Here is a 24,835-nt window from a genome sequence, read left to right as displayed (position 1 = left end):
CGCTGGTGGGGTGAGCGGCCCGCCCGGCCGTGCCGAGGGCCGGACCGACGCCCGGCTGTGCCGAGGGCCGGGCCGACGCCCGGCTGTGCCGAGTGGCCGGGCCGACGCCCGGCTGTGCGACCCGGCGGAGCCGCCGCCTACCCTCGGGCCCCATGAGTGCCGACCGGGTCAAGGTCGCCGTCGTCTTCGGCGGCCGCAGTTCCGAGCACGCGATCTCGTGCGTGTCCGCGGGCAGCGTGCTGACCCACCTCGACCCGGAGCGGTTCGAGGCGGTCCCGGTCGGGATCACCCCGCACGGGGCGTGGGTGGTCGGCCCGTCCGACCCGGTCCGGCTGGCGATCTCGGGTCGCGAGCTGCCCGAGGTCGACGGGACCGCCGAGGCCCTGGTGCTGCCCGGCGAACCGGGTCGCGGCCTGGTCCGCCTCGACGCGCGCGAGGCGCTGACCTCGGTCGACGTGGTCTTCCCGATCCTGCACGGGGCCTTCGGCGAGGACGGCACCATCCAGGGTCTGCTGGAGATGGCCGGGCTGCCCTACGTCGGCGCCGGCGTGCTGGCCTCCGCGGTCGGCATGGACAAGGAGTTCGCGAAGAAGCTGCTGCGCGCCGAGGGCCTGAACGTCGCCGACGGCGTCGTGCTCCGCCCCGGCACCGACATCGGGTTCGCCGACCGCGACCGGCTCGGTCTGCCGCTGTTCGTGAAGCCGGCCCGCGCCGGGTCCTCGATGGGCGTCACCCGGGTCACCGACCCGGCCGCGCTCGACGCCGCCGTCGCCGAGGCCCGCCGGCACGACCCGAAGGTGCTCGTCGAGGCGGCCGTGCCCGGCCGCGAGATCGAGTGCGCGGTGCTGGAGTTCCCCGACGGCAGCGTCCGCGCCAGCCTGCCCGCCGAGCTGCGCTACAACGGCGAGTTCTACGACTTCGAGTCCAAGTACCTCGACACCTCCGAGCTGCAGATCCCCGCCAAGCTCGACGACGAGATCACCGAGTCGCTGCGCTGGAAGGCGATCACCGCGTTCCGTGCGCTCGACGTGCAGGGCCTGGCCCGGGTCGACTTCTTCGTCACCGACGACGGCGACATCACCGTCAACGAGGTCAACACGATGCCCGGGTTCACCCCGAGCTCCGCGTTCCCGAAGATGTGGGCGGTCACCGGGCTCGACTACTCCGAGCTGCTCAGCACCATGGTCGACACCGCGCTGGCCCGCGGGACCGGGCTGCGGTAGCTACCGGACCCGCACCGGCTGCGGCGGGAGGGCGTCGACGACCGCGTCCGACACCGCCTGCAGCGGCCCCGGACCGGTCTCCGCGGGCGCGGACAGCTCCAGGTACACCCCGCGGTCGACGACGGCGTAGGTCGTCGCGAGCGCGCCCTGCGGGGTCGCCAGCGGCAGCCAGCTCACCCCGTTGACGACGATCAGCGGCGAGGTCGGCCCCAGCTCGGCCGGCCGTTCGGTGCCGCAGCGCAGCACCACCGGCTCCGGCTCGGCGACCCACGCCCGCGCGCCGGGGACCGGCGGGTCGATCTCGCGCGGCGCGAGGTCCCCGGTGTCGCCGGGGATGCCGGCCGGCAGCGCGCGCAGCACCGCGTCGCACCACGTCGACGACGCCTGCGGTGCGGCCTGTGCGGGAAGCTCCAGGGGGCCGGTGTCCGGCCCCGTCGTCAGGCGGGCCCAGACCGCGAGCCCCGCCACGACGAGGGCGAGCAGCAGGGGCAGCGCGATCGCCACCACGACCGGTGGTGACATGCGTGCCCCTGCCACGTCCGCGCCCGTCTCAGCTCAGCTTGACCACGGGGCAGGTGAGCGTCCGGGTGATCCCGTTGACGTTCTGCACCCGGGCCACGACCAGCCGGCCGAGCTCGTCGACGTCGTCCGCCTCGGCGCGCACGATCACGTCGTACGGGCCGGTGACGTCCTCGGCCGAGACCACGCCCGGCAGACCCCCGATCTCGGAGGCGACGGAGGCGGCCTTGCCGACCTCGGTCTGGACGAGGATGTATGCCTGCACCACGGCGTGCCCCTTTCCGGTAACTGCCGACCTGCCGGATGGTTGGCGGCAGGAATGTCGGACGCAGAACCTACCGGAGGCCGCCCCCGTGTCCCCATCCGCGATCACGCCCGAGGGCGGTTCCGAGACCGGTGTCTCACTCCGGGAGGTCGGTGAGTTCGCACTGATCGACCGGGTCACCACGGACCGTGTCCAACCGGCTACGACGGAGCTCGGTCCCGGGGACGACTCGGCCGTCGTCACCGCCGCCGACGGGCGGGTCGTCGCCTGCACCGACGTGCTCGTCGAGGGCGTGCACTTCCGGCTCGACTGGTCGAGCCCCGAGCAGGTCGGGCGCAAGGCCGCGGCCGCGAACCTGGCCGACATCGCCGCGATGGGGGCGGTGCCCACGTCGCTGCTGGTGGGGCTGGCGTGCCCCTCGTCGACGCCCGCGGCGCAGCTCGAGCAACTGGCCGACGGGCTGTGGGCCGAGGCCCGCTCGACCGGGGCCGGGCTCGTCGGGGGCGACCTGACCTCGGCGCCGGTGATCGTCGTCTCGGTGACGGCGCTGGGGGACCTGCAGGGCCGGGCCCCGGTGCTGCGCTCCGGGGCCCGGGCGGGGGACCGGATCGCGGTCTGCGGGCGGCTGGGCTGGTCCGCGGCCGGGCTGGCGGTGCTCGGGCGCGGGTTCCGCTCCCCGGCGGCGCTGGTCGACGCGCACCGGGTCCCGGAACCGCCCTACTCCGCCGGCCCGCAGGCCGCCGACGCCGGCGCCACATCCATGATCGACGTCTCGGACGGCCTGCTGGCCGACCTGGCACACGTCGCGCGGGCCTCGGGGGTGGCGCTGCGGCTGCGGTCGCGGCCGTTCACGGTGGCCCCGCGGATGGCGGAGATCGCGTCCGCGCTGGGCCTGGACCCGCTGCGCTGGGTCCTGACCGGTGGTGAGGACCACGCGCTGGCGGCGACCTTCCCCGGGGACGCGCCGCTGCCCGAGGGCTGGACCGAGGTGGGGGCGGTGGAGGCACCGGACGAGGCGGGCGCGGGGGTCACCGTCGACGGCCGTCCCTACGACGGCGACGGCGGCTGGGTCCACTTCGCGAAATACTGATTCCACATCGTGCTTGCGCGGCGCCGGGACGGGTGACATCGTGCCCTCACGATCGGGCGATTCGGGCACGTGTCGCGATTCGCCCCGCACCGGAGGGGTGTCACCGTGGACAACCTGGGCGTACTCAGCCTGCTCGCTCTCACCCCCATCCTCGTCGTCGCGGTTTTGCTGGTCGGGCTGCGCTGGCCCGCGAAGTACGCGATGCCGCTCGGCTTCGTCGCCGCGGCCCTGATCGGGTCGCTGGTCTGGGGGATGGGCACCACCGCGATCGTCGCGTCGACGATCGAGGGCCTGATCATCGCGGTCGGCCTGCTCTACATCATCTTCGGTGCGCTGCTGCTGCTGCAGACGCTCACCCAGAGCGGCGCGCTCGCGACGATCCGTGCCGGGTTCACCGGCATCAGCCCGGACCGGCGGGTCCAGGCGATCATCATCGGCTGGCTGTTCGGGTCGTTCATCGAGGGTGCGTCGGGGTTCGGGACCCCGGCAGCCGTCGTCGCGCCGTTGTTGCTGGCGCTCGGCTTCCCGGCGTTGGCCGCGGTGCTGGTCGGCATGGTGATCCAGTCGACGCCGGTCAGCTTCGGCGCCGCCGGGACGCCCGTACTCACCGGCATCGGGCAGGGGCTGTCCGGGTCGGCGGAGGTCGACGCGCGCACCGCTGCGCTCGGCCTGGACGCGACCGGCTACCTGTCCGCGATCGGGTTCGAGGTCGCGGCGCTGCACGCGGTCGCCGGGACGCTGATCCCACTGTTCCTGGTGTGCCTGCTGACCCGCTTCTTCGGGGAGAACCGCAGCTTCGCCGAGGGCCTCGCGGTCGCCCCGTTCGCGCTCTACGCCGCGTTCGCGATGACCGTGCCCTACGTGCTGGTCGCCGCGCTGCTCGGCCCGGAGTTCCCGTCACTGCTCGGCGGGCTCGTCGGGCTGGCGCTGGTGATGTTCACCTCCAGCCGCGGCTTCCTCATGCCGCGCACGGTGTGGGACTTCCCGCCGCGCGAGCGGTGGCTCGACCGCTGGACCGGCACCATCTCCGCGGGTGCCGACGACGGCGTCACCGGCACCCGGATGAGCACCTGGCTGGCCTGGTCGCCCTACGTGCTCGTCGCGGCGGTGCTGGTGCTGACCCGCACCGTCGCGCCGGTGAAGGACGCGCTGTCGGGAATCACCGTCGGACCCGCGGACATCCTCGGGACCGGCATCGGCGAGACGCTGCAGCCGCTCTACTCGCCGGGCGCGCTGTTCCTGCTGGTCTGCCTGGTCACCTACGGCCTGCACCGGATGAAGGGCCGCCAGGTCGCGACGTCATGGGCCGTGTCGGGACGCCAGCTCGCCGGTGCCGCGGTCGCACTGCTGTTCGCGCTGCCGCTGGTCCGCATCCTGATCAACTCCGGTGCCGAGCTGAACACGACCGGGCTGGCCTCGATGCCGCTGACGCTGGCCGAGGGGGCCGCCGCCGTCGCCGGGCCGGCCTGGCCGGTCCTGGCACCGTGGATCGGCGCCCTGGGGGCCTTCGTCGCCGGGTCGAACACGGTGTCCAACCTGACGTTCGCCCTGTTCCAGTTCGCGACCGCGGAGAACATCGGCGCCACCCCGGAGACGGTGGTCGCGGCCCAGGCGGTCGGCGGTGCCGCCGGGAACATGATCACGGTGCACAACGTCGTCGCCGCGTCGGCGACGGTGGGGCTGCTCGGCCGGGAGGGCGACGTGATCCGGATGACGATCATCCCGATGACGTACTACTGCCTGCTGTCGGGCGGCCTGGCGTTCGTGCTGATCCACGGCGTCGGACTCAACACCGGCACGGTGCTGCTCACCCTGGTGCTGCTGACGCTGGCCGCGATCGTGGTGGGCCTGCGGCGGGCGGCGGCCCGGCTGCCGGCCTGACCCGGGGACGACGACGGCCCGGTTCCCATCGCTGTGGGGACCGGGCCGTCGTCGTGTGGATCAGGAGCCGCGACGCCAGAACAGCAGCACCCGGCGCAGCCGGCTCCGCAGGCTCGGGTGACCGGGCACCGACCGCTGCGGGGCCGGGAACTGCCGGAACTCCGCGGGCGGCGGGGTCAGGTGGGCCGCCGGGAGGGTGGGCGGGTCCATCGCGACCAGGGTCTGGGGGAAGTGGCGCGCATCGGGCGACGGGGTCTTCTCGGGGTGCACGGTCGTCTCCTCCACGGCCGGTCCATCGCTCGCGGTGGTCGGGTCGTTACCGACGGCCTGCTGCATCTCCGGCCTCCTCACGGTCTCGGGCGGGGCGCATCGCCGGGACCCGTACCCGCCGGGGCCGGGGTCCACCCGCACGGGCCGCATCCGGGACGGGCCACCGCCGGGCCCGGGAGGCGAGCGCGGGGCGGCGGTGCCTGCACACCCAGGGTACCGACGTGACGTGCTCCGGAGACGTGTGCGGTGGCTCACCCGGCACGCCGTCGGAGACCCGGGTGCTCGCTACGGTGAGTGCCGAGCATGTGGGACGGGTGGACGGAGCGGGCGTGTCGGGGCTGGTGGCGGTGGTGGCGTGGGCCGCCCTGGCGGGGTGGATCGCCGCCGGTGTGCTGCTCGTGCTGGCCCACCGGCGGCTGGAGCGGCTCGAGCGGGAGCACACCGCCCGCAAGTGGGACATCGTCGCGCTGCGTGCCCAGCTGCGGGCGTTGCACCGGCGGCCGGACGAGCTGTCCGACCCCGCCGCGTCCACCGGTGCCGGCCCGTCCGTCCCGCGGCACCCCGGAGGTGACCCCGGGTTTCCGGTCCCGGCCGGCGGGACGCCCGGGCGTACCCGGACGGCCGGCGCCACGGCATGGCGCCGGTCGCACCGGCGCCCGGTGGGCCGTACCCGGCGGCGTCCCTCCTGACAGGGGCGGGGTCAGCGCCGTGGCACCGCCGCCCCCCGGATGCTCGCGTCGAGCAGCTGCACCGGGTGCAGCAGCGGAACGTCGGCGAAGTCCTCGTTCGGCAGGTACTTGCCGATCTGCAGCAGACAGCCCGGGTTCGCGGTGACCACGACGTCCGGCTTCGCGTCGCGGATCTTCTCCGCCTTCCGCACGCCCAGATCGGCGGCCGCGTCCGGCTTCACCATGTTGTAGATGCCGGCCGAGCCGCAGCACAGCGACGCCTCGGCGATGTCGACGAGCTCCAGCTCGGGGATGGTCCGGAGCACCTCGCGCGGCTGGTTGCGGACGCCCTGGGCGTGCCCGAGGTGACAGGCGTCGTGGTAGGCGACGCGGCCGGTGACCGGGGTCCGCGGGGCGCGGGGGCCGCCGTCGTCCTCCCGGGAGTACAGGTCGGCCAGGACCTCGTGCACGTCGCGGCAGCGGGCGGAGAAGCGCGCCGCGCGGTCGGCCCAGGCGGGGTCGTCGGCGAGCAGGTGGCCGTAGTCCTTCATCGACGAGCCGCAGCCCGCGACGTTCGTGACCACCGCGTCGACGTCGAGGGTCTCGAAGCGGGCGATGGTGCGCCGGGCCCGGTCCAGCGCGGACTCCTCGCGCCCGGCGTGCACCTCCAGCGCGCCGCAGCACTGCTGGTCGCGGGGGACGAGCACGTCGCAGCCCTCGGCGGCGAGCACCCGCACGGTGGCCTCGTTGACCCGGTGGAAGAACACGTCCTGCACGCAGCCGGTGAGCAGTGCGACCCGGGCCCGGCGCGTGCCGACCGCGGGGGTGTGCACCGGGAGCGTCGCGAACGCCTCGCGCACCGAGACCGGCGGCAGCAGCGACTCCATCGCCGCGAGCTGACCGGGCAGCTTCTCGGCGAGCTTCCGGATCGCGGGGACCTTCCGCAGCTGCTGGTACAGCGCGCCGGGCAGGGCGGCCGCCCGCAGCCGTCGCTTGTAGGGGAACAGCGCGAAGATCGCGTCGCGGAACAGCTTGTCCGACGCACTGCGGGGCACGTTGCGCTCGATCTGCGGGCGCACCGACTCCAGCAGCTTGTCGTACTGCACCCCGGACGGGCAGGCGGTCACGCACGCCATGCAGCCCAGGCAGTTGTCCATGTGCTCGGTGAACGGCCCGTCGAGGCCGATGTCGCCCTTCTCGGCCAGGTCCATCAGCAGGATCCGGCCGCGCGGGGAGTCCATCTCCTCGCCCCACAGCACGTAGGTGGGGCAGGTCGGCAGGCAGAAGCCGCAGTGGACGCAGTCGTCGAGCAGCTCGCGCTGCGGCGGGTGGACGTCGTCGAACGCGCTCGGGCCCTGCTGGGGGATCTTGGTCTCGGCCGCCCCGGTCGGGGTGCCTGCGGGCTCGTGGGTGCTCGTCATGCGTGCCTCACATCCAGGGAGCGAAGCGACCGGCGGCGAACCGGGCCTCGGGGTCGAGCTGGGTCTTGACGGCCCTGAGCAGGGCGAGTGCGGACGGTGCGGGGCCCCACGCGGGGGCGTCGAGGGTCTCGGGCCGGTCACGCAGCACGCTGGTGCCGCCGACCGCGGCGACGGCGTCGTGCACCTCCGCGACGGCGGCCCCCGGCACGGTGACGGTCGCGACGCCGGTCGCGAGGCCGGCCGTGACGGCGGTGGCGGGCAGCTGCTCCACCAGCGGCGCCAGCCGGGTCGGTGCGCACCCGATCCGGACGACGGCGCCGTCGAGGGCGGGTCCGTCGCCGTCACCGCCGGCGTGCGGACCGTCGGTCAGCGACGTGTGGGCGTCCCACGCGTCCGCGCCCACCTCCCGGGCGTCGGCGCCGAGCAGCTCACGCAGGCGCTCCACCCGTGCGGGCAGGGTCTGGGCGCCGCCCTCCAACCGGACCAGCAGACGTCCCGGGTCACCGGACACCCACTCGACGGCGATCGGCTCCAGCGGGCTGGCCATCAGCTCCAGCACCCGCGACGCGGCCTCGGCCACCGGGCCGTCGACGCCCACGCAGGCGACGGCCTTCGGGACCGGGTGCAGCCGCAGGACGACCTCGACCAGCGGGCCGAAGGTGCCGTAGGAGCCGTGCATGAGCTTGGCCATGTCGTAGCCGGCGACGTTCTTGATGACGTGTCCGCCGGAGCGGACCATCGTGCCGTCGGCGAGTACCGAGGTGGTGCCGATGACCAGGTCCCGCAGACCGCCCCAGACCAGGGCGGACGGGCCGGCGTCGGCGGTGGCGAGCAGCCCGCCGACCGTGGCGCCGCGGGCGACCCGGGCGGCGTCGAACGCGAGGCGCTGACCGTGCTCGGCCAGCTGCTCCTGCAGCGCGCGGACCGGGGTCCCGGCGTGCACCGAGACGGTCATGTCGCCGGGGTTGTGGTGGATCACCCCGGACAGTGCGGAGAGGTCGAGCGTCGCGGCGATGTCGTCGCCCGCGCGGCCGGCCCAGCCGGTGGCGGTGCCGGCGCCGGTGATCGCGAGGCGGCCGGGGGTGTCCAGGACGGCGTCCCGGACCTCCTTGGCCGAGGTGGGGCGCAGCGTGGTGGGAGCAGCGCGTGTCATGTCGTCGGGCCCTTCCGGGTCTCGTACGGGTCGGTCGGACAGGTCGGCCGGACGGGTCACAGCCGTTCGATCAGGCCCGCCTCCTCCAGCGGGTGCGGCCGGTAGAGCCCCGGCTTCTCACCGCACAGCCGCGGGGTGGGCAGGAGCTTGCCGGGGTTGCAGATGTGATCGGGATCGAAGCCGTCGCGGATGCGGCGCATGACGGCCAGGTCGTCCTCGCCGAACATCCGCGGCATGGAGCAGGCCTTGTCGGTGCCGATGCCGTGCTCGCCCGACAGCGAGCCGCCCATCTCGACGCACAGCTCCGCGATCTGCGCCGACAGGTGCTCGGCCTGCTCGGTCTGGCCCTCGGCGGCGGAGAACAGGACCAGCGGGTGCAGGTTGCCGTCGCCGGCGTGGAAGACGTTCGCGACGCGCAGCCCGGCGTCGGTGCCCATCTCGTCGATCCGTTCGAGGATCTCGGCGAGCCGGGTCCGGGGGACCACGCCGTCCTGGACGATGTAGTCCGGCGAGATCCGGCCGACCGCGGCGAACGCGGCCTTGCGGCCCCGCCAGATGTTCGCCCGCTCCTCGGGGGAGCCCGCGATGTGGAGCCGGGTGCAGCCGTGCCGGTCGCAGATCTCCTTGACCAGCGCGAACTGCTCCTCGCACTCCTCGACGGTCCCGTCCAGCTCGACGACGAGCGCGGCCGGGGTGTCGAGGGAGTAGCCGGCGCCGGTGGCGCCCTCGGCGGCCTCGATGGCCAGCGCGTCCATCATCTCGACCGCGGCGGGCACGATCCCTGCCGCGACGATGTCGGACACGACCCGGCCGCCCGCCGACACCGACGGGAAGTCCGCCAGCAGCGTGCGCATGACCTCGGGGGTGCGCAGCAGCCGGACGGTGACCTTGGTGACGATGCCGAGCGTGCCCTCGGAGCCGAGGAACACCCCGCGCAGGTCGGGCCCGGACTGCTCCATCGTGTCCGAGCCGAGGGTGACCACCTCGCCGTCGGGGAGCACGACCTCCATCGACAGCACGTGGTTGGTGGTGAAGCCGTACTTGAGGCAGTGCGCGCCGCCGGAGTTCTCCGCGACGTTGCCGCCGATCGTGCACACCTGCTGGCTCGACGGGTCCGGGGCGTAGTAGAGCCCGTACGGCGACGCGGCCGCGGTGATCTCGAGGTTCGTGACGCCCGGCTCCAGCACCGCGCGCCGGTTCTCCGGGTCGACCTCGAGCACCCGGTTGAGCCGGTTCAGCCCGATGACGACGCCCTCGGCCACCGGCAGCGCGCCGCCGGACAGGCCGGTCCCGGCGCCGCGGGCGACGAACGGGATCCGGTGCCGGGCGCAGATCCGCACGCACCCGGCGACGTCCTCGGCGGTGCGGGGCAGCAGGACCAGCTCGGGGACGACCCGGCTGCCGGTCAGGCCGTCGCACTCGTAGGTCCGGGTACGGACCGGGTCGTCGAGCACGTCCGCTGCGCCCAGGAGGGCGACGAACTCGTCGTGGATCGAGCGGGCCAGAGGCATCGCTGCACTCCCTTGCTGCGCGTGGCGGGGCTCACGGGAGGGTACGTCGACACGGTGACGCCACGCCTGTTCGACGTCACGGACGGGGGCCGTGTCACTTCCGTGATGCGGAAAAGATAATCCACTGGTAGAAATACGACCAGTCCTGACATCCACACGGAGAGGGTGGTCACAGATGGCCGACACCGCCGGCCTGCAGGTCGACGAGCACCTGAGGTCCTTCGTCGAGGGCGAGCTCCTGTCCGACGTCGACCTCACGGCGGACGACTTCTGGGCGACCCTGGCCCGGCTCCAGGAGCGCTTCGCCCCGAGGATCGCCGACGCCCTGGCCCGTCGCGACGAGATCCAGGCGCGCATCGACGAGTGGCACCGCGAGCACGGGGCCGGCTCGGTCGAGGAGTACGAGAAGTTCCTCACCGACCTCGGCTACCTGCTCCCGGAGAAGTCCCCGACGATCGACGTCGACCGGGTCGACCCGGAGATCGCCGAGGTTCCCGGCCCGCAGCTGGTCGTGCCCTCCACCGTGCCGCGCTACGCGCTGAACGCCGCCAACGCCCGCTGGGGCTCGCTGTTCGACGCCTTCTACGGCACCGACGCGCTCCCGCAGGACGGTGAGCTCGCGAAGGGCTACGACGAGCGCCGCGGCGCACAGGTGATCACCGCCGCCGACGAGCTGCTCGACGAGCTGTTCCCGCTCGCGAAGGGCAGCCACGCCGAGGCCACCGCCTACCGGGCCTCGGCCGACGGGCTCGTCGTCGACACCGCCGCGACCGGCACGGTCGGGCTGGCCGACCCCGCGCAGTTCGCCGGGTTCCGCCCGGTCGACGGCGACGGCCGCGGCGCGGTCCTGCTGACCCGCAACGGGCTGCACCTGGAGATCACGATCGACCCGACCACCCAGGTCGGCACCCAGCACCACGCCGACGTCGCCGATGTCGTGCTCGAGTCCGCGGTCACCACGATCGTCGACCTCGAGGACTCCGTCGCGACCGTGGACGGCGAGGACAAGGCGCTGGCCTACCGCACCTGGCTCGGGCTGCTGCGCGGTGACCTGACCGCCGAGTTCCGCAAGGGCGGGAAGACGGTCACCCGCCGGGTCAACCCGGACCGCGAGTACACCGCGGCCGACGGCTCCGACCTCACCCTGCCCGGGCGCTCGCTGATGCTGGTCCGCAACTGCGGCCACCACATGACGACGAACGCGGTCCGCACCGCCGACGGCGCCGAGGTCGCCGAGGGCGTGCTCGACGCGCTCGTCTCGGCCGTCGCCGGGCTCTACGACCTGCAGGGGAAGGGCCCGCACACCAACTCCCGCGCGGGCAGCGTCTACATCGTCAAGCCCAAGCAGCACGGGCCCGAGGAGGTCGCGCTCACCGTCGAGCTGTTCGGCGCCGTCGAGGAGGCCCTCGGACTGCGGGCGAACACGCTCAAGATCGGCATCATGGACGAGGAGAAGCGGACCACGGTCAACCTCTCCGCCTGCATCGCCGAGGCCGCGAACCGGGTCATCTTCGTCAACACCGGTTTCCTCGACCGGACCGGCGACGAGATCCACACCTGCTTCACCGCGGGCCCGGTCCTGCGCAAGGGCGACATGAAGTCGACGACGTGGCTGAAGACCTACGAGGACCGCAACGTCGACGTCGCGCTGGCCGCCGGGTTCGCGCACACCGCGCAGGTCGGCAAGGGCATGTGGGCCAAGCCCGCCGCGATGGCCGAGATGATCGAGCAGAAGATCGGCCACCCGAAGGCCGGCGCGAACTGCGCCTGGGTGCCGTCTCCGACCGCCGCGACCCTGCACGCGCTGCACTACCTGCGCGTCGACGTGCACGGGGTGCAGGACGAGATCGCCTCCCGCGCCACCGCGGACCGTCGCAAGCTGCTCGAGGTCCCGGTGACCGACGCGGCGTCGCTGTCGGCCGAGGACGTGACCCACGAGCTGGAGACCAACGCCCAGTCGATCCTCGGCTACGTGGTGCGCTGGGTCGGCATGGGCATCGGCTGCTCCACCGTGCCGGACCTGGAGGGCGTCGGGCTGATGGAGGACCGCGCCACCCTGCGGATCTCCGCGCAGCTGGTCGCGAACTGGCTCCAGCACGGTGTCGTCGACGAGGGGACGGTGCGCGACACCTTCGCCCGCATGGCCGCCGTGGTCGACGAGCAGAACGCCGGCGAGGACGGCTACCCCGCGATGGCGAAGGACCTGGAGTCCAGCGAGTCGTTCCAGGCCGCGCTGGAGCTGGTGTTCAGCGGGGCGACCGAGCCCAACGGCTACACCGAGCGGACGCTCACCCGCTGGCGTCAGCGGGCCAAGGCCGCGGCCTAGGCCGCACCACCACCGTCGACGACGACGCCCCCGGGACCGGTTCCCGGGGGCGTCGTCGCGTTCCGAGGAGGAGACCGATCGTGAAGCCGTGGGTGCGGCCGGCCGCCGTGCTGTTCGGCGTCGGTTACGGCGCCAACCAGTTCAGCCCGCTGATGGTCATGTACCGCGAGCAGGGGCACTACTCGCCGACCGTGGTCGCCGCGTTCTTCGGCGTCTACGTGCTCGGTCTCGCCCCGGGCCTGCTCGTCGGCGGGCCCGCGTCGGACCGCTGGGGCCGCCGCCGGGTGCTGGTGCCCGCGACGGCCGCGTCGATCCCGGCCAGTGCCGTCATCGCGCTCGGTGCGTTCTCCGAGATCCTGCTCTACGCCGGCAGGCTGCTGTTCGGCCTGTGCATCGGCGTCGCGATGGCGGTGGCCACGACGTGGGTCAAGGAGCTGTCCGGCGAGGGGGAGGGCGCCCGGCGGGCGGCGCTCGCGCTCACCGCGGGCTTCGGCCTCGGACCGTTGGTCGGCGGGCTGCTCGCGCAGTTCGCACCGCTGCCGATGGAGCTGCCCTACCTGGTCCACATCGCGCTCATGGTCCCCGTCACCTGGTGGCTCGTGGCGGCCCCGGAGACGGTCGTGCCGGGCCGCTCCCGGTCCTGGCTGCGCGACCTGCGGGTGCCCGCCGCCGCGCACCCCCGCTTCCGGTGGCTGGTGCTGCCCGCCGCGCCGTGGGTGTTCGGCGCCGCCGCGCTGTCGTTCGCGGTGCAGCCGACCGCGCTCGGCGACGTCGTCGGCGGCTACGGGCTGCTCGTCGCGACGCTGCTCACCGCCGTCACCCTGGGCTGCGGCTTCCTCGCCCAGTCCGCGGCCCGGACGATCGACGCCCGCTCGCCGCTCGCCGCCACCCGGATCGGGCTCGTGCTCGTCGTCGTCGGGACGGTGGTGGCCGCGGCGGGTGCCGCCGGCCGCTCCGTCCCGGTCGCGTTCGGTGCCGCCGCGTTGCTCGGCGCCGGCTACGGCTTCGTGCTGCTGTCAGGACTGCAGGAGGTCCAGCGCATCGCCGCGCCGGAGCACCTGGCCGGGCTCACCGCGGTGTTCTACTCGCTGACCTACGCCGGTTTCCTGCTGCCGATGCTGCTGTCCGCCCTGACCGGGGCCGCGGGATACCCGGTCCTGCTGCTCGTCGTCGCCGGGGTGCAGGCGGTCTGCCTGGGCCTGGTCTGGGCGGGGGCGCACCGGGTGCGCCGGTCCCCACGGGAGCGGACCGCGGTGCCCTGACCCGTGGCCACGGCCCCGGTGTGGTCGCGGTCCGCGCGCTGATCCGCTCCGCGCGCGCGTCCAGGTCCGCGCGCGGAGCGGATCACCGCGCGCGGTGCGGATCACTCCGCCGTCCGAGCCGGGAGGCCGTCGGGGTCGGCGCGCGCCGCCGCCCCCGGCCGGGGGGTCCACCCGATGTCCACCCCGGGACGGAGGCGGCCACCGGCCGGCGCTCGTACCGTCGGGCGGGTGACCACCACCACCGGTCCGGACGCCACGGACCTGCCGCGCCTCCCGTTCCCGCGCCACGACGTCCTCGAGCTCCCGCCGCTGTTCGACCGGCTGCGGGAGCGGTCCCCGATCACCCCGGTCCGGACCCCGGCCGGTGATGTCGCGTGGCTGGTCACCGGTTACGACGAGGCCCGCGCCCTGTTCGCCGACGACCGGCTCGGCCGCAGCCACCCCGAGCCGGAGCGGGCCGCGCGCATCTCCGACTCGATGATCTTCGGCGGGCCGAGCGGCGACTCACCGGAGACCGAGCGCGCGAACCACACCCTGATGCGCAGACTGCTCGCGCCCGCGTTCTCCGCGCGCCGGATGCGCAGGCTCTCCGGACACGTCGCGGAGCTGGTGGCCCGGCAGCTCGACGTCGTGGAGGCCGCCGGTCCCGGCGCCGACCTGCACGAGCTGTTCTCCTTCCCGCTGCCGGTGCTGGTCATCTGCGAGCTGCTCGGCGTCCCCTACGACGACCGCGAGGAGTTCCGGCGCTGGTCCGGCGAGCTCGGGCTGCTCCACGACCGGCCCCGCGCCGAGGCCGCCGCGCAGGCACTGTTCGCCTACGTCCGCGGCCTCGTCGACCGCAAGGACGACGAGCCGGGGGAGGACGTGCTGTCGGACTTCGCCGCGCTCGGCTCGGCGCCGGAGCAGCGCGACCGGCTCGCCGCGCTCGGTGCCGGACTGCTGTTCGCCGGGCACGAGACGACGGTCGGGCGGATCGACACCGGCACCGTCCTGCTGCTGGACCGCCCGGGGGAGTGGGCGGCGCTCGCCGCGGACCCGGAGCGCGCCCCGGGGGCGGTCGAGGAGGTCCTGCGGCTGGCCGTGCCCAGCGGGGGCAACGGCGGCATCCCGCGCTACGCGCACGCCGACGTCGACATCGCCGGGGTGCACATCCCGGCGGGCGACGCGATCCTGCTCGCCCCGGGCGCGGCGAACCGGGACCCGCGGCACTTCGACGGGGCGACCGGGTTCGACGCCGGGAGGAAGTCCTCGCACCTCGCGTTCGGGCACGGGCCGTACTTCTGCGTGGGCGCGAGCCTGGCCCGGGTCGAGCTGACCGAGGTGTTCCGGGCGCTGCCCGCCCGGTTCCCGTCGCTGCGCCTCGCCGTGCCGCGCACCGAGCTGGAGCTGCGCTCGGACGTGCTCACCGGAGGGCTGCGCGCGCTGCCGGTCACCTGGGACCGATCATGAGGACGTGGGGCAACTCGAACTGCGGGTGGCGGGGCTCGACCATCCGGACGTGACGCCACTGATGCGGCGGCTGCAGGCGTTCTACGGCGAGGTCTACGGCGACGGCGACGCCACCCCCGTCGACCCGGCCGACTTCCGGACCCCGTCCGGGTTGTTCCTGGTCGGCTACGACGACGGCGTCCCCGTCGCGACCGGGGCGTGGCGCGCCGTCGACGCCGACCCGGCCGACCCGGCGCGCCGTGACGGCGACGCCGAGCTGAAGCGGATGTACGTCGAGCCCGCCGCCCGCGGCCGGGGACACGCCCGGGCGGTGCTCGTCGCGCTGGAGCGTGCGGCCGCCGCCGCCGGGCGTCGTCGCATGATCCTCGAGACGGGTGACGGCCAGCCCGCTGCGATCGCGCTGTACGAGACCAGCGGATACCGTCGGACCAGCAACTTCGGTGCGTACCGGAACGACCCCCGCTCCCGGTGCTTCGCCAAACCGCTCGCGGCGTGAGACTCGGTACGGTCACGGGCGAAACGTCCGGTTGCGCCGATAGGATGACCTCGGCGTCGTCGCCGCGTCCCTTCCGGTGATCGTGCGGCGGCCTCTTCCGGCGCTCCCCGGGTCCGGCCGTGACGTGAGCGGAACCGCTGGTCCGAACGACCCCGTGACCCCAGGAGGTGTCGGTGCTCGCCGTCGTGGCCGCCCATCTCGTCCTGGCGCTGTGCCTGCCCGCGCTCGCCCGGTACCACCGGCGGCTGGCGTTCGGCGCCGGCGCCGCCCTGCTCGCCGCCACCCTCGTGTGGGCGATGACGCAGGCCTCGACCGCACTCTCCGGCGGGGTGACCGACCGCGTCGAGTGGGCGCCCGAGCTGGGGCTGACGCTGAGCCTGCGGATGGACGCGCTCGCGATCGCGATGATCGTGCTCGTCTCCGGCGTCGGAGCGCTGATCATGATCTACGCGGCCTGGTACTTCGGACCGCGCTCCACCGACGCGGCCCGCTCCGCGGCGCTGCTGGTCGCCTTCGCCGGGATGATGCTCGGCCTGGTCCTGGCCGACGACCTGCTGACCCTCTACGTGTTCTGGGAACTGACGTCGCTGACGTCGTTCCTGCTCGTCGGGCAGGGCGGCCAGTACCGGGAGAACCGCCGCGCCGCGGTCCAGGCGCTCGTCGTGACCGTGTTCGGCGGGCTGGCGATGCTGCTCGGGATCGTGCTGCTGGGCCAGCTGGCCGGCACGTACTCGATCCCGGAGATCACCGCGGCCGCGACCTCCGGGACGCTCGCCCCCGACAGCCCGGTCGCGTTGTCGGTGTCGCTCGTGCTGATCCTGCTGGGCGCGCTGACCAAGTCCGCGCAGCTGCCGTTCCACCCCTGGCTCCCGTACGCGATGGCCGCCCCGACGCCGATCTCGGCGTACCTGCACGCGGCGTCGATGGTGAAGGCCGGGGTCGTGCTCGTCGCGCGGCTCGGGCCCGCGTTCTCGGTGCACCCCGTGTGGTGGGCGCCGGTCATGGTGCTCGGCCTCGCGACGATGGTGCTGGGCGGCTGGCGCGCGATGCGCCAGACCGACCTCAAGCGGCTGCTGGCCTTCGGCACCGTCTCCCAGCTCGGGTTCCTCATGGTGCTGTTCGGGTCCGGCTCGCGGGTGGCCGGGCTCGCCGGCATCGCGATGCTGCTGGCGCACGGCCTGTTCAAGGCGCCGCTGTTCATGGTGGTCGGGGCGATCGACAAGGCCTGCGGCACCCGTGACCTGCGGGAGCTGTGCGGTCTCGGGCGCCGCCGGCGCGGGCTGGCCGTCGTCGCCACGCTCGCCGGGCTGTCGATGGCGGGGCTCCCGCCGATGCTCGGCTTCGTCGGCAAGGAGGCCGCGTTCGAGGCGTTCGTGCTCGAGGGCGGCGTCCGCGGCTGGATCGCGGCGATCGGTCTCGTCGCGGGCTCGCTGCTGACCGTCGCCTACACCGCACGGTTCCTGTGGGGCGCGTTCTCCACCAAGGGGCTGCACCCCACCGGCGGCGACCCGGTCCCGTTCGGCCTGTCCGGCCCGGCGTGGCTGTGCGCGCTGACCGGGATCGCGGCCGGGTTCGCCGCGCCGCTGGTCCAGCAGCTCGCCGCCTCCTACGCCGCGTCGCTGCCCCCGCTCGGCGACGCCTACGCCGCCCGCTACGAGCTGGCCCTGTGGCACACTCCCGGGCTGCCGCTGCTGTTCACCGGCGTCGCGCTGGCCGGCGGGCTCCTCCTGCACCGCTACGGACAGACCCTGACCGGGCACCTCTCGGTGCCACACGTGTCCGCCCAGCGGGGGTACGAGGCCGTCGTGACCGGGCTGGAGCGCTCGGCGATCACGGTCACCGGCCGGCTGCAGATCGGCTCGCTGCCGGTCTACCTCGGCTGCATCCTCGCAACACTGATCGCGCTGCCCGGCCCGGTCCTCGCCGTGACCGGCACGTTCCCGACCGACCAGGCGCCGTACCACTCGATCATGCAGGTCCCGGTCGGGCTGATGGTGATCGTCGCGGCGATCGCGCTGTGCCTGGCGCACCGCCGGTTCACCGCGGTGCTGCTGGTCGGCGCGGTCGGCTACGGCATCGGCGGCCTGTTCGTCATCGACGGTGCCCCCGACCTGGCGCTCGCCCAGTTCCTGGTCGAGACGCTCACCCTGGTGGCGTTCGTCTTCGTGCTGCGACGCCTGCCCGCCCACTTCGACGAGCCGGACAGCGAGCGCCGCGTTCGCGCTCCCAAGGCCGCGGTCGCCGCGGTCGGCGGCCTGCTCGTCGCGGGGATGGCCGTGGTGCTCTCCGGGGCCCGCACGCTGCCGCCCGCCACCACCGGGCCGTTCATCGCCGGCGCGCCGGAGGCCGGCGCGACCAACCTGATCAGCGCGATCCTGGTGGACTTCCGGGCGCTCGACACGGTCGGTGAGATCACCGTGCTGCTGATCTGTGCCGCCGGCACCGCGAGCCTGGTGCTCGCGACCCGTTACGACAAGAAGAAGGGCGGCACGGTCGTGCGCAGCGGCTCGGGATCGCCGAAGCACGAGCAGGAGGTGCTCGGATGACGGCCTCGCAGGAGAAGCCCGCACCCCCGCCGGGGGACGCCGAGAGCTGGGCCCGGATGGACCAGCCCAGCGGGCGGTGGATGCTCCCCGGCGCCTGCCCGGACGTCCGCGAGCGGACCCTCGTGCTGGAGGCCGCGGCCCGGCTGCTGTTCCCCGTGGTGCTGGTGTTCTCGGTGTTCCTGCTGCTGGAGGGCCACTACGGCCCCGGCGGCGGGTTCTCCGGCGGCCTGGTCGCCGGGCTCGCATTCGTGCTGCGCCACATCGCGGGCGGCGACGACAACCTGGGCTCCCGGTTCCGGATCCGCCCGCCCGTGCTGGTCGGCACCGGGCTGATCGTCGCGGTGCTCACCGCACTGGCCCCGGTCGCCTGGGGCGATCCGGTGCTCGCCTCGGTCAAGTGGACCATCACCTTCGGCCCGTTCGGCTACCTCGACATCGTGACCAGCCTGCTGCTCGACGTCGGCGTCTACCTGCTGATCATCGGCGTGGTGCTCGACCTGCTGCGCTCGCTCGGCTCCGGCATCGCCCGCGACGCCCGCGAGGCCGGCGAGGACGTCCCGGGCGGAGGCGGCCGCGGATGAACACCACGATCAACCTGAGCATGGCGATCGTGCTCGCGGTGCTGTACTCGGTCGGGTTCTACCTGCTGATGCAGCGATCGCTCATGCGCATCCTGATCGGCATCGTGGTGCTCGGGCACGGCGCGAACCTGCTGCTGCAGGTCTCCGGCGGCCCGCCCGGCCGCGCCCCGATCCTCGACGCGGTGCTGCCCGAGCAGATCACCGACCCGCTCCCGCAGGCGCTGGCGTTGACCGCCATCGTCATCACCTTCGCCCTCACCACGCTGCTGCTGGCCCTGGGCTACCGCTCCTGGGTGCTCGTCGGGCACGACGAGGTGCAGGACGACGTGGAGGACCGCCGCATCGCCGACCGGCAGAAGCCCAAGGGCGCGATGGAGGAGGGCACCGCGGACGAGACCGACGCCGGGCCCGAGGACACCGCCGACTCCCACGAGCTCGAGGAGGGCCGCCGGTGACCCCGCTACAGGCCCTGGTCACGCTGCCGGTGCTGCTGCCCATGCTCGGTGCCGCGACCAGCGTCGTCGTCAGCCGCCGCGCCTCGGCCCAGCGGGTCATCGGGGTGGTGACCCTGACGCTGGTGTGCGTCGTCGCCGCCGTGCTGCTGGTCGCGGCCGACGCGAACGGCCCGGTCGTCGCCGAGCTCGGCGGCTGGTCGGCCCCGATGGGCATCGTGCTCGTCGCCGACCGGATGTCGGCGCTGCTGCTGCTCATCTCGACGGTGGTGACCCTCGCGGTGCTCGTCTACGCGATCGACCAGCGGATCTCCGACTACGGCCGGGAGACCGCCAGCACCACCTTCCACCCGATCTTCCTGCTGCTGTCGACGGGGGTGTCGCTGGCCTACCTGACCGGCGACCTGTTCACCCTGTTCGTCGCGTTCGAGATCATGCTGGCGTCGAGCTACGTGCTCATCACCCGGCGGACGTCGGCGTCGCGGATCCGGTCCGGCATGACCTACGTGATCGTGTCGCTGACCTCGTCGCTGCTGTTCCTCACCGCGGTGGGGCTCGTCTACGCCGCCACCGGCACGGTCAACCTGGCCGACCTCGCCGGGCGGATGGGTGCGCTGCCGGAGGGCCTGCGCGCGGTCCTGGCCCTGGTGCTGATCGTGGTGTTCGGCATCAAGGCGGCGATCGTGCCGCTGCACTTCTGGCTGCCCGACAGCTACCCGAACGCGCCCGCCCCGGTCACCGCGCTGTTCGCGGGCCTGCTCACCAAGGTCGGCATCTACGCGCTGCTGCGCACCCAGACCCTGGTGTTCCCGCAGGACAGCCCGTCGACGCTGCTGCTGGTGATCGCCGCCGTCACGATGGTGGTCGGGGCACTCGGCGCCGTCGCCCAGGACGACCTCAACCGGCTGCTGTCGTTCCTGCTGGTCAGCCACATCGGGTTCATGGTGTTCGGGCTCGCCCTGCACACCCCCGACGGCATCGCCGGGACCGGGCTCTACGTCGTCCACCACATCACGGTCCAGGCGACGTTGTTCCTGGTCAGCGGGCTCATCACCCGGCGGACCGGGACGGTGTCGATCTCCCAGATGGGTGGGCTGGCCCAGCGGGCACCGCACCTGGCCGTGCTGTTCGCGATCCCCGCGATCACCCTCGCCGGGCTGCCACCCACCTCGGGGTTCGTCGCGAAGCTCGCGCTGCTGCAGGCCGGTGCGGGCGCGGGCCCCGCCGGGGCGCTGGTCGCCGCCGTCGTCGTGCTGGCGAGCCTGCTGACCCTCTACGCCGTCGCCCGGGTCTGGGTGCGGGTGTTCTGGGGCGCGCCCAAGGAGCCCCTCGCCGACGACGACCCGAACGACGAGCTCGTCGTCGGGACCGCGCGCAGCGCCCGCGGCATGTACGTCGGCGCGTCCGCGCTGGTCGTGGTCAGCGTCGCGATCGCCCTGTTCGCCGGCCCGCTGTCCGGGGTGACCGCCCGGGCCGGGGTGGACCTGCACGACCGGACCGGCTACACCGACGCCGTCCTCGGGCCGGGCGCCGACCCCGGCAGCGGTGGGACCATCAGCGCCGACGGCCGGCCCGGCGACGTCGACGGGAACACGACCGTGCGGACCGCGGCCGGCGACACCCCGGAGGTGACCCCGTGAGCGAGCAGACCCCGAGCCGCGGTGGCGCGGGCACGGCCGACGGCCCGGACCCGCAGGACCGCCCCGACGGCGACGACCGCGAGGACCGGGTGCTGTCCTCGCCGGAGGCTCGCCGGGAGGCCGAGATGGGAGCGGCCGAGGTCGGCGACCCGCCCGAGCCCGACCACGCCCCCACCCCCGCCCGGGTGCCCCCGCCGGCCCCCGACTCCGTCGCCGAGCCGACGGGTGCGAGCTCCCGGGGCGGGAGCGTGCGCAGGCGGGTCCCGCAGGTGCTCGCGCTGGCGCTGGTGTGGGTGCTGCTGTGGGGGAGTCTCTCCCCGGCTGCGATCGTGGGCGGGCTGCTCGTCGGTGCCGCGGTCACGGCGGTCTTCCCGCTGCCGCTACTGCCCGAGCCGCTCCCGATCCGCCCGTGGAAGCTGCTGCGGCTGCTGGGTTTCCTGGTCTCGGACCTGGTCGTCTCCGGCATCCGGGTCAGCATGGTGACGCTGCGGCACGGGCCGCGCGCCCGGTCCGGGATCGTCGGGCTGCCGCTGTGCACCGGCTCGGACCGCACCGCGACGACGATCGTCGCGGCCTGCGCGCTGTCCCCGGGCAGCTTCACGCTGCAGATCGACCGCGCCCGGCACCGCTGGTACGTCTACGCACTCGGCCTGCACCGACCCGGCGCCGTCGAACGGACTCGCCGGGACATGATGCGGCTGCAGATGCGGGTCATCGACGCCGTCGGCAGCCAGGAGGACCGGGATCGGTGCGCCGCCGCGGTCACCGCCGAGGACGCGGGGAGGAACGACCGGTGACCGTCGTCCACACGCTGGTACTGATCATGCTGACCGCCGCGGCGGCGCTGACGATGTGGCGGCTCCTGACGGGCCCCACCACGCTGGACCGCATCGCGGCCCTGGACGTGTTCGTCGTGCTGATCGTGGCGGCGGCCGCGGTGTACGCGGCGATCTACTCCGACGGGTCGAACATCCCGCTGCTGGCCGCGGTCGCGCTGATCGCGCTGGTCGGCTCGGCGACGGCGGCCCGCCTGGTCGAACGATGGGAGCGGCACCGCTGATGGGCGTGCACGACGTGCTCGACGTGGTCTCCGCCGCGCTGATGCTCGCCGGCGGGCTGTCCTGCCTGCTCGGCGCGCTCGGGCTGGTCCGGCTGCCGGACCTGCCCGCCCGGCTGCAGGCCACCACCAAGCCGCAGACCCTGGGGCTGCTGCTGATCCTGCTGGGCGTCGCGGTGAACCTGGAGTTCGAGAACTCCTCGACGCTGATCCTGGTGGTGCTGTTCCAGGTGCTGACGGCGCCGGTCATCTCGCAGGTGGTCGGTCGCTCGGCCTACCGCAGCGGCGCGATCGACCGGGACGCACTCGTCGTCGACGACCTGGGGGAGGACATCGACGCCGACGCGCGCGCCCGGGAGGTGCGGACGGTTCAGCCGTCGTCGCCGGAGCCGGGTCCGTCCTCGCGCAGCGTCGACGGGGTCGACCGGGCACCGGAGCGGTAGGACGGCCGCCCCGGGGGGCGACGCACACGGTTCGGGGCCCCCGGCGTGGCGGTCCGCGGGCGCTTCGTACCCTCGCGGTGTGCCTCTGTACGCGCTCGGTGACGCCGAACCGGACATCCACCCGACCGCCTACGTCCATCCGGACGCCGTCGTGATCGGCAACGTGACGCTGGGCCCGGAGTCCACCGTCTGGCCCACCGCGGTGCTGCGCGGCGACGACGGCCGGATCGAGGTCGGTGCCCGCAGCAGCATCCAGGACGGGTCGATCATCCACACCACCCTGGAGCAGCCGACGATCATCGGGGACGAGGTGACCGTCGGGCACAACGTGCACATCGAGGCGGCCACCATCGGCAACCGGGCGCTCATCTCGTCGGGCTCGGTGGTGCTGAACGGCTCGACGATCGGCGAGGGCGCGGTCGTCGCCGCCGGCGCGGTGGTGTCGCCGAAGGCCGACGTGCCCGCGTACCGGATGGCGCTGGGCGTGCCCGCCCGCGTCCGCGACGGCTACGAGGTCCCCGCCGACCGCTGGCGGTACGCCGTGGAGTCCTACGTCGACCGGGGCCGCCGCTTCGCGTCGCAGCTGCGCCGGCTGGAGGGCTGATGGCCAAGCCGCTGAACGAGGTCGTCGAGGCCGGGTGGGCCCAGGCCCTGGAACCGGTCGCCGAGACGATCACCGCGATGGGCGAGTTCCTGCGCGCCGAGATCGCCGCGGGCCGCCGTTACCTGCCCGCCGGGGCGAACGTGCTGCGCGCGTTCCAGCAGCCCTTCGACGAGGTCCGGGTGCTGCTCGTCGGACAGGACCCGTACCCGACCCCCGGCCACGCGGTCGGGCTGTCGTTCTCCGTCGCCCCCGAGACCCGCCCGCTGCCGCGCTCGCTGCAGAACATCTTCCGCGAGTACGCCGAGGACCTCGGGCACCCGGCGCCCACCTCCGGCGACCTGACCCCGTGGACCGAGCAGGGCGTGCTGCTGCTCAACCGGTGCCTGACCGTCGCCCCCGGGGAGCCGGCCTCGCACCGCAACAAGGGCTGGGAGGAGGTCACCGAGCAGGCGATCCGCGCCCTGGTGGCCCGCGACGCCGAGCCGATGGTCGCGATCCTCTGGGGCCGCGACGCCCGCAACCTCGCTCCGCTGCTGGAGGACGTGCCGACGATCGAGTCGGCCCACCCGTCGCCGATGTCGGCCGACCGCGGCTTCTTCGGGTCGCGGCCCTTCAGCCGGGCCAACGACCTGCTGGAGGAGATCGGCGGGGAACCCGTCGACTGGAAGCTGCCCTAGGCTGGACCGGGTGGACGACCCGGGGGACATGCGCATATCGGACGCCGACCGCGAGGCGGCGGCCCGCCGGCTGCACGACGCGGTCGGCGAGGGCCGCATCACGTTGAGCGAGCTGGAGGAACGGCTCGACGCGGTCTACGCCGCGCGCGTCGCCCGGGACCTGGAGCCGCCGCTGGCGGACCTGCCGGGCGGGCTGCCGCCGTCGGTCACCGCTCTGGCGCCCGTCCCCGCCCGTCCGCCCGCGCCGTCGGAGCGGGTGCGGCTGACGACCGCAGCGGGGACGATCAAGCGCACCGGGGACTGGCAGGTTCCCGCGGCGCTGCACCTGTCGTCGTCGATGGGGACCATCCACCTCGACCTGTCCGAGGTGCGGTCGCTGCCGCCGCGGATCGACGTCGAGGTCGCACTCGGGATGGGCGAGGTCGTGCTGGTCCTGCCCGAGGGCGGCACCGCCGACGTCGACGGCACGAAGGCGTCCTGGGGCGAGGTGAAGACCCGGGTGCCCTCGACGCCCGGGGCGGCCGGGCCGCACCTCGTGGTGCACGGCAAGGTCGGCATGGGGTCGGTCACCGTGCGCGGGGTACGCCGCAGCTGGTGGCGCTCCGTGGTCGGCTGAGCCGGCCCCGGGAACGACGAAGGCCCGGTCCCCAGGGGACCGGGCCTCGATCGTGGTTCGGGTCTCGCGCACTCAGACGCGGGTCACCTTGCCCGCCTTCAGGCAGGAGGTGCAGGCGTTGATCCGACGGCGGTTGCCGCCGTTGATCGCGGCGCGCACCGTCTGGATGTTGGGGTTCCAGCGGCGGTGGGTGCGGCGGTGCGAGTGCGAGACGGACATGCCGAAGCCCGGACCCTTGCCACAGACGTCGCAGACGGCAGCCACGTCGGACACTCCTCGGGTTGACGAACAGATTCACGAACAGATTCTCGGCACGGACGTGCCGAGGCTCGGCCTTCAATTCTAGCCACGCCCGTGTCGTGACCGGCGCGCGGGGCCGTCCCGCGGCACCGGAGGCCTCCGCGCACCTAGTGTGGGGCCCGTGGCCTCGCCGTTCGACCCCGCGCTGCTGCGCCGCTGGATCGACGCCGCCGCCGAGCGGCTCACCGCCGGCCGGGCCGAGATCGACCGCATCAACGTCTTCCCGGTCGCCGACCACGACACCGGGTCGAACCTGCTGCTGACCGCCCGTGCGGCGGCCTCGGCCCCGCTGGACGGGGACTCCCCGGCCGCCGACGCCCCCGCCGCGGACCCCGCCGCCGAGGACGTCCGGCCGGTGCGTGCCGCGGCGGTCCTGGCCGCGGCC

General features: G+C 74.0%; 25 protein-coding genes and 1 pseudogene. 19 read left to right on the top strand and 7 right to left on the bottom strand.

Annotation, left to right across the window (positions count from 1 at the left end):
- Nucleotides 1–152 precede the first annotated feature (152 nt).
- Nucleotides 153–1,223: a D-alanine--D-alanine ligase family protein gene (locus tag NH602_RS10300; protein WP_073578224.1), complete on the top strand. Its 1,071-nt coding sequence runs from the start codon at nucleotides 153–155 to the stop codon at nucleotides 1,221–1,223.
- Here the strand turns inward: NH602_RS10300 and NH602_RS10295 are convergent, their stop codons facing one another.
- Both NH602_RS10295 and NH602_RS10290 read right to left on the bottom strand, forming a co-directional pair.
- Nucleotides 1,224–1,745, bottom strand: coding sequence for a DUF3515 domain-containing protein (locus tag NH602_RS10295; RefSeq protein WP_253067697.1), 522 nt, complete (start codon nucleotides 1,743–1,745; stop codon nucleotides 1,224–1,226). It lies immediately after the preceding gene.
- Between the two features lie 28 nt (nucleotides 1,746–1,773).
- The gene (locus NH602_RS10290; RefSeq protein ID WP_020627802.1) at nucleotides 1,774–2,010 is read right to left on the bottom strand and encodes an Lrp/AsnC family transcriptional regulator; all 237 of its coding nucleotides are present in this window, start codon (nucleotides 2,008–2,010) and stop codon (nucleotides 1,774–1,776) included.
- A gap of 100 nt (nucleotides 2,011–2,110) precedes the next feature.
- Between NH602_RS10290 and NH602_RS10285 the strand changes: the two genes are divergently transcribed.
- Together NH602_RS10285 and NH602_RS10280 are read left to right on the top strand one after the other, a co-directional pair.
- The gene (locus NH602_RS10285) at nucleotides 2,111–3,097 is read left to right on the top strand and encodes a thiamine-phosphate kinase (protein WP_253067698.1); all 987 of its coding nucleotides are present in this window, start codon (nucleotides 2,111–2,113) and stop codon (nucleotides 3,095–3,097) included.
- Nucleotides 3,098–3,202: 105 nt separating this feature from the next.
- A complete protein-coding gene (locus NH602_RS10280; protein ID WP_253067696.1) occupies nucleotides 3,203–4,978 on the top strand; it encodes an L-lactate permease in 1,776 nt (591 codons plus the stop codon).
- Between the two features lie 60 nt (nucleotides 4,979–5,038).
- Here the strand turns inward: NH602_RS10280 and NH602_RS10275 are convergent, their stop codons facing one another.
- On the bottom strand, nucleotides 5,039–5,314 hold the full coding sequence (locus NH602_RS10275; RefSeq protein WP_073578221.1) for a hypothetical protein: 276 nt from the start codon (nucleotides 5,312–5,314) through the stop codon (nucleotides 5,039–5,041).
- 263 nt (nucleotides 5,315–5,577) lie between these two features.
- Here NH602_RS10275 and NH602_RS10270 point away from each other — a divergent pair, with 263 nt between their 5' ends.
- Entirely contained in the window at nucleotides 5,578–5,937 is a 360-nt protein-coding gene (locus NH602_RS10270; RefSeq protein ID WP_253067695.1) for a hypothetical protein, read from the top strand.
- 11 nt (nucleotides 5,938–5,948) lie between these two features.
- Here NH602_RS10270 and NH602_RS10265 read toward each other — a convergent pair whose 3' ends face one another.
- The 3 genes from NH602_RS10265 to NH602_RS10255 are packed head-to-tail and all read right to left on the bottom strand — an operon-like array spanning nucleotide 5,949 to nucleotide 10,001.
- Nucleotides 5,949–7,337, bottom strand: a complete 1,389-nt coding sequence (locus NH602_RS10265) for a (Fe-S)-binding protein (protein WP_083659110.1) — start codon at nucleotides 7,335–7,337, stop codon at nucleotides 5,949–5,951.
- A gap of 7 nt (nucleotides 7,338–7,344) precedes the next feature.
- Nucleotides 7,345–8,490, bottom strand: a complete 1,146-nt coding sequence (locus tag NH602_RS10260) for an FAD-binding oxidoreductase (protein ID WP_253067694.1) — start codon at nucleotides 8,488–8,490, stop codon at nucleotides 7,345–7,347.
- Between the two features lie 56 nt (nucleotides 8,491–8,546).
- Entirely contained in the window at nucleotides 8,547–10,001 is a 1,455-nt protein-coding gene (locus tag NH602_RS10255; RefSeq protein ID WP_073578219.1) for an FAD-binding oxidoreductase, read from the bottom strand.
- Nucleotides 10,002–10,176: 175 nt separating this feature from the next.
- Here NH602_RS10255 and NH602_RS10250 point away from each other — a divergent pair, with 175 nt between their 5' ends.
- From NH602_RS10250 to NH602_RS10185, 14 genes are all read left to right on the top strand, one after another.
- Nucleotides 10,177–12,327, top strand: coding sequence for a malate synthase G (locus NH602_RS10250; protein ID WP_253067693.1), 2,151 nt, complete (start codon nucleotides 10,177–10,179; stop codon nucleotides 12,325–12,327).
- 80 nt (nucleotides 12,328–12,407) lie between these two features.
- On the top strand, nucleotides 12,408–13,589 hold the full coding sequence (locus tag NH602_RS10245) for an MFS transporter (RefSeq protein ID WP_218899251.1): 1,182 nt from the start codon (nucleotides 12,408–12,410) through the stop codon (nucleotides 13,587–13,589).
- 228 nt (nucleotides 13,590–13,817) lie between these two features.
- The gene (locus NH602_RS10240) at nucleotides 13,818–15,038 is read left to right on the top strand and encodes a cytochrome P450 (protein WP_253067692.1); all 1,221 of its coding nucleotides are present in this window, start codon (nucleotides 13,818–13,820) and stop codon (nucleotides 15,036–15,038) included.
- 61 nt (nucleotides 15,039–15,099) lie between these two features.
- The gene (locus NH602_RS10235; protein WP_062404342.1) at nucleotides 15,100–15,534 is read left to right on the top strand and encodes a GNAT family N-acetyltransferase; all 435 of its coding nucleotides are present in this window, start codon (nucleotides 15,100–15,102) and stop codon (nucleotides 15,532–15,534) included.
- Nucleotides 15,535–15,707: 173 nt separating this feature from the next.
- The gene (gene mbhE, locus NH602_RS10230; protein ID WP_253067691.1) at nucleotides 15,708–18,080 is read left to right on the top strand and encodes a hydrogen gas-evolving membrane-bound hydrogenase subunit E; all 2,373 of its coding nucleotides are present in this window, start codon (nucleotides 15,708–15,710) and stop codon (nucleotides 18,078–18,080) included.
- Nucleotides 18,077–18,661, top strand: a complete 585-nt coding sequence (locus NH602_RS10225; protein ID WP_073578217.1) for an MnhB domain-containing protein — start codon at nucleotides 18,077–18,079, stop codon at nucleotides 18,659–18,661. The genes mbhE and NH602_RS10225 overlap by 4 nt, the downstream gene beginning before the upstream one ends.
- Complete coding sequence (locus NH602_RS10220; RefSeq protein ID WP_179760769.1) at nucleotides 18,658–19,116, top strand: Na(+)/H(+) antiporter subunit C; 459 nt, start codon at nucleotides 18,658–18,660, stop codon at nucleotides 19,114–19,116. The genes NH602_RS10225 and NH602_RS10220 overlap by 4 nt, the downstream gene beginning before the upstream one ends.
- Nucleotides 19,117–19,157: 41 nt before the next feature.
- Nucleotides 19,158–20,753, top strand: a complete 1,596-nt coding sequence (locus NH602_RS10215; protein WP_202417703.1) for a Na+/H+ antiporter subunit D — start codon at nucleotides 19,158–19,160, stop codon at nucleotides 20,751–20,753.
- Nucleotides 20,750–21,550 (top strand): Na+/H+ antiporter subunit E, encoded by an 801-nt coding sequence (locus NH602_RS10210; protein WP_083659107.1) that lies wholly within the window; start codon nucleotides 20,750–20,752, stop codon nucleotides 21,548–21,550. The genes NH602_RS10215 and NH602_RS10210 overlap by 4 nt, the downstream gene beginning before the upstream one ends.
- Nucleotides 21,547–21,813, top strand: coding sequence for a monovalent cation/H+ antiporter complex subunit F (locus NH602_RS10205; protein WP_073578216.1), 267 nt, complete (start codon nucleotides 21,547–21,549; stop codon nucleotides 21,811–21,813). The genes NH602_RS10210 and NH602_RS10205 overlap by 4 nt, the downstream gene beginning before the upstream one ends.
- Nucleotides 21,795–22,253 (top strand): monovalent cation/H(+) antiporter subunit G, encoded by a 459-nt coding sequence (gene mnhG / locus NH602_RS10200; protein ID WP_308292828.1) that lies wholly within the window; start codon nucleotides 21,795–21,797, stop codon nucleotides 22,251–22,253. The genes NH602_RS10205 and mnhG overlap by 19 nt, the downstream gene beginning before the upstream one ends.
- 79 nt (nucleotides 22,254–22,332) lie before the next feature.
- Nucleotides 22,333–22,857 carry a gamma carbonic anhydrase family protein gene (locus NH602_RS10195; RefSeq protein ID WP_073578214.1) on the top strand — a complete coding sequence of 175 codons (525 nt, stop codon included), beginning with the start codon at nucleotides 22,333–22,335 and terminating at the stop codon, nucleotides 22,855–22,857.
- Entirely contained in the window at nucleotides 22,854–23,534 is a 681-nt protein-coding gene (locus NH602_RS10190) for a uracil-DNA glycosylase (protein ID WP_062400939.1), read from the top strand. Before NH602_RS10195 ends, NH602_RS10190 begins: the two co-directional genes overlap by 4 nt.
- 10 nt (nucleotides 23,535–23,544) lie before the next feature.
- Nucleotides 23,545–24,150, top strand: a complete 606-nt coding sequence (locus NH602_RS10185) for a DUF1707 domain-containing protein (protein ID WP_253067690.1) — start codon at nucleotides 23,545–23,547, stop codon at nucleotides 24,148–24,150.
- Nucleotides 24,151–24,222: 72 nt separating this feature from the next.
- On the opposite strand, the gene rpmB is transcribed toward NH602_RS10185, so the two are convergent.
- Nucleotides 24,223–24,414, bottom strand: coding sequence for a 50S ribosomal protein L28 (gene rpmB / locus NH602_RS10180; protein WP_020627372.1), 192 nt, complete (start codon nucleotides 24,412–24,414; stop codon nucleotides 24,223–24,225).
- Between the two features lie 157 nt (nucleotides 24,415–24,571).
- On the opposite strand from rpmB, the pseudogene NH602_RS10175 reads away from it, so the two are divergent.
- Nucleotides 24,572–24,835: pseudogene (locus tag NH602_RS10175) on the top strand (hypothetical protein); the annotation flags it as partial.

The organism is Pseudonocardia sp. McavD-2-B (genome assembly GCF_024124365.1).
GTDB classification, from domain to species: Bacteria; Actinomycetota; Actinomycetes; order Mycobacteriales; family Pseudonocardiaceae; genus Pseudonocardia; species Pseudonocardia alni.
This window is presented reverse-complemented; position numbering and strand designations above follow the sequence as displayed.

Bases quoted from the DNA above. Each gene is read 5' to 3' on its own strand.
- NH602_RS10300 (WP_073578224.1), top strand. From the start codon at position 153: ATGAGTGCCGACCGGGTCAAGGTCGCCGTCGTCTTCGGCGGCCGCAGT.
- NH602_RS10295 (WP_253067697.1), bottom strand. From the start codon at position 1,745: ATGTCACCACCGGTCGTGGTGGCGATCGCGCTGCCCCTGCTGCTCGCC.
- NH602_RS10275 (WP_073578221.1), bottom strand. From the start codon at position 5,314: ATGCAGCAGGCCGTCGGTAACGACCCGACCACCGCGAGCGATGGACCG.
- NH602_RS10265 (WP_083659110.1), bottom strand. From the start codon at position 7,337: ATGACGAGCACCCACGAGCCCGCAGGCACCCCGACCGGGGCGGCCGAG.
- NH602_RS10260 (WP_253067694.1), bottom strand. From the start codon at position 8,490: ATGACACGCGCTGCTCCCACCACGCTGCGCCCCACCTCGGCCAAGGAG.
- NH602_RS10255 (WP_073578219.1), bottom strand. From the start codon at position 10,001: ATGCCTCTGGCCCGCTCGATCCACGACGAGTTCGTCGCCCTCCTGGGC.
- NH602_RS10250 (WP_253067693.1), top strand. From the start codon at position 10,177: ATGGCCGACACCGCCGGCCTGCAGGTCGACGAGCACCTGAGGTCCTTC.
- NH602_RS10235 (WP_062404342.1), top strand. From the start codon at position 15,100: ATGCGGCGGCTGCAGGCGTTCTACGGCGAGGTCTACGGCGACGGCGAC.
- NH602_RS10225 (WP_073578217.1), top strand. From the start codon at position 18,077: ATGACGGCCTCGCAGGAGAAGCCCGCACCCCCGCCGGGGGACGCCGAG.
- NH602_RS10220 (WP_179760769.1), top strand. From the start codon at position 18,658: ATGAACACCACGATCAACCTGAGCATGGCGATCGTGCTCGCGGTGCTG.
- NH602_RS10215 (WP_202417703.1), top strand. From the start codon at position 19,158: ATGCTCGGTGCCGCGACCAGCGTCGTCGTCAGCCGCCGCGCCTCGGCC.
- mnhG (WP_308292828.1), top strand. From the start codon at position 21,795: ATGGGAGCGGCACCGCTGATGGGCGTGCACGACGTGCTCGACGTGGTC.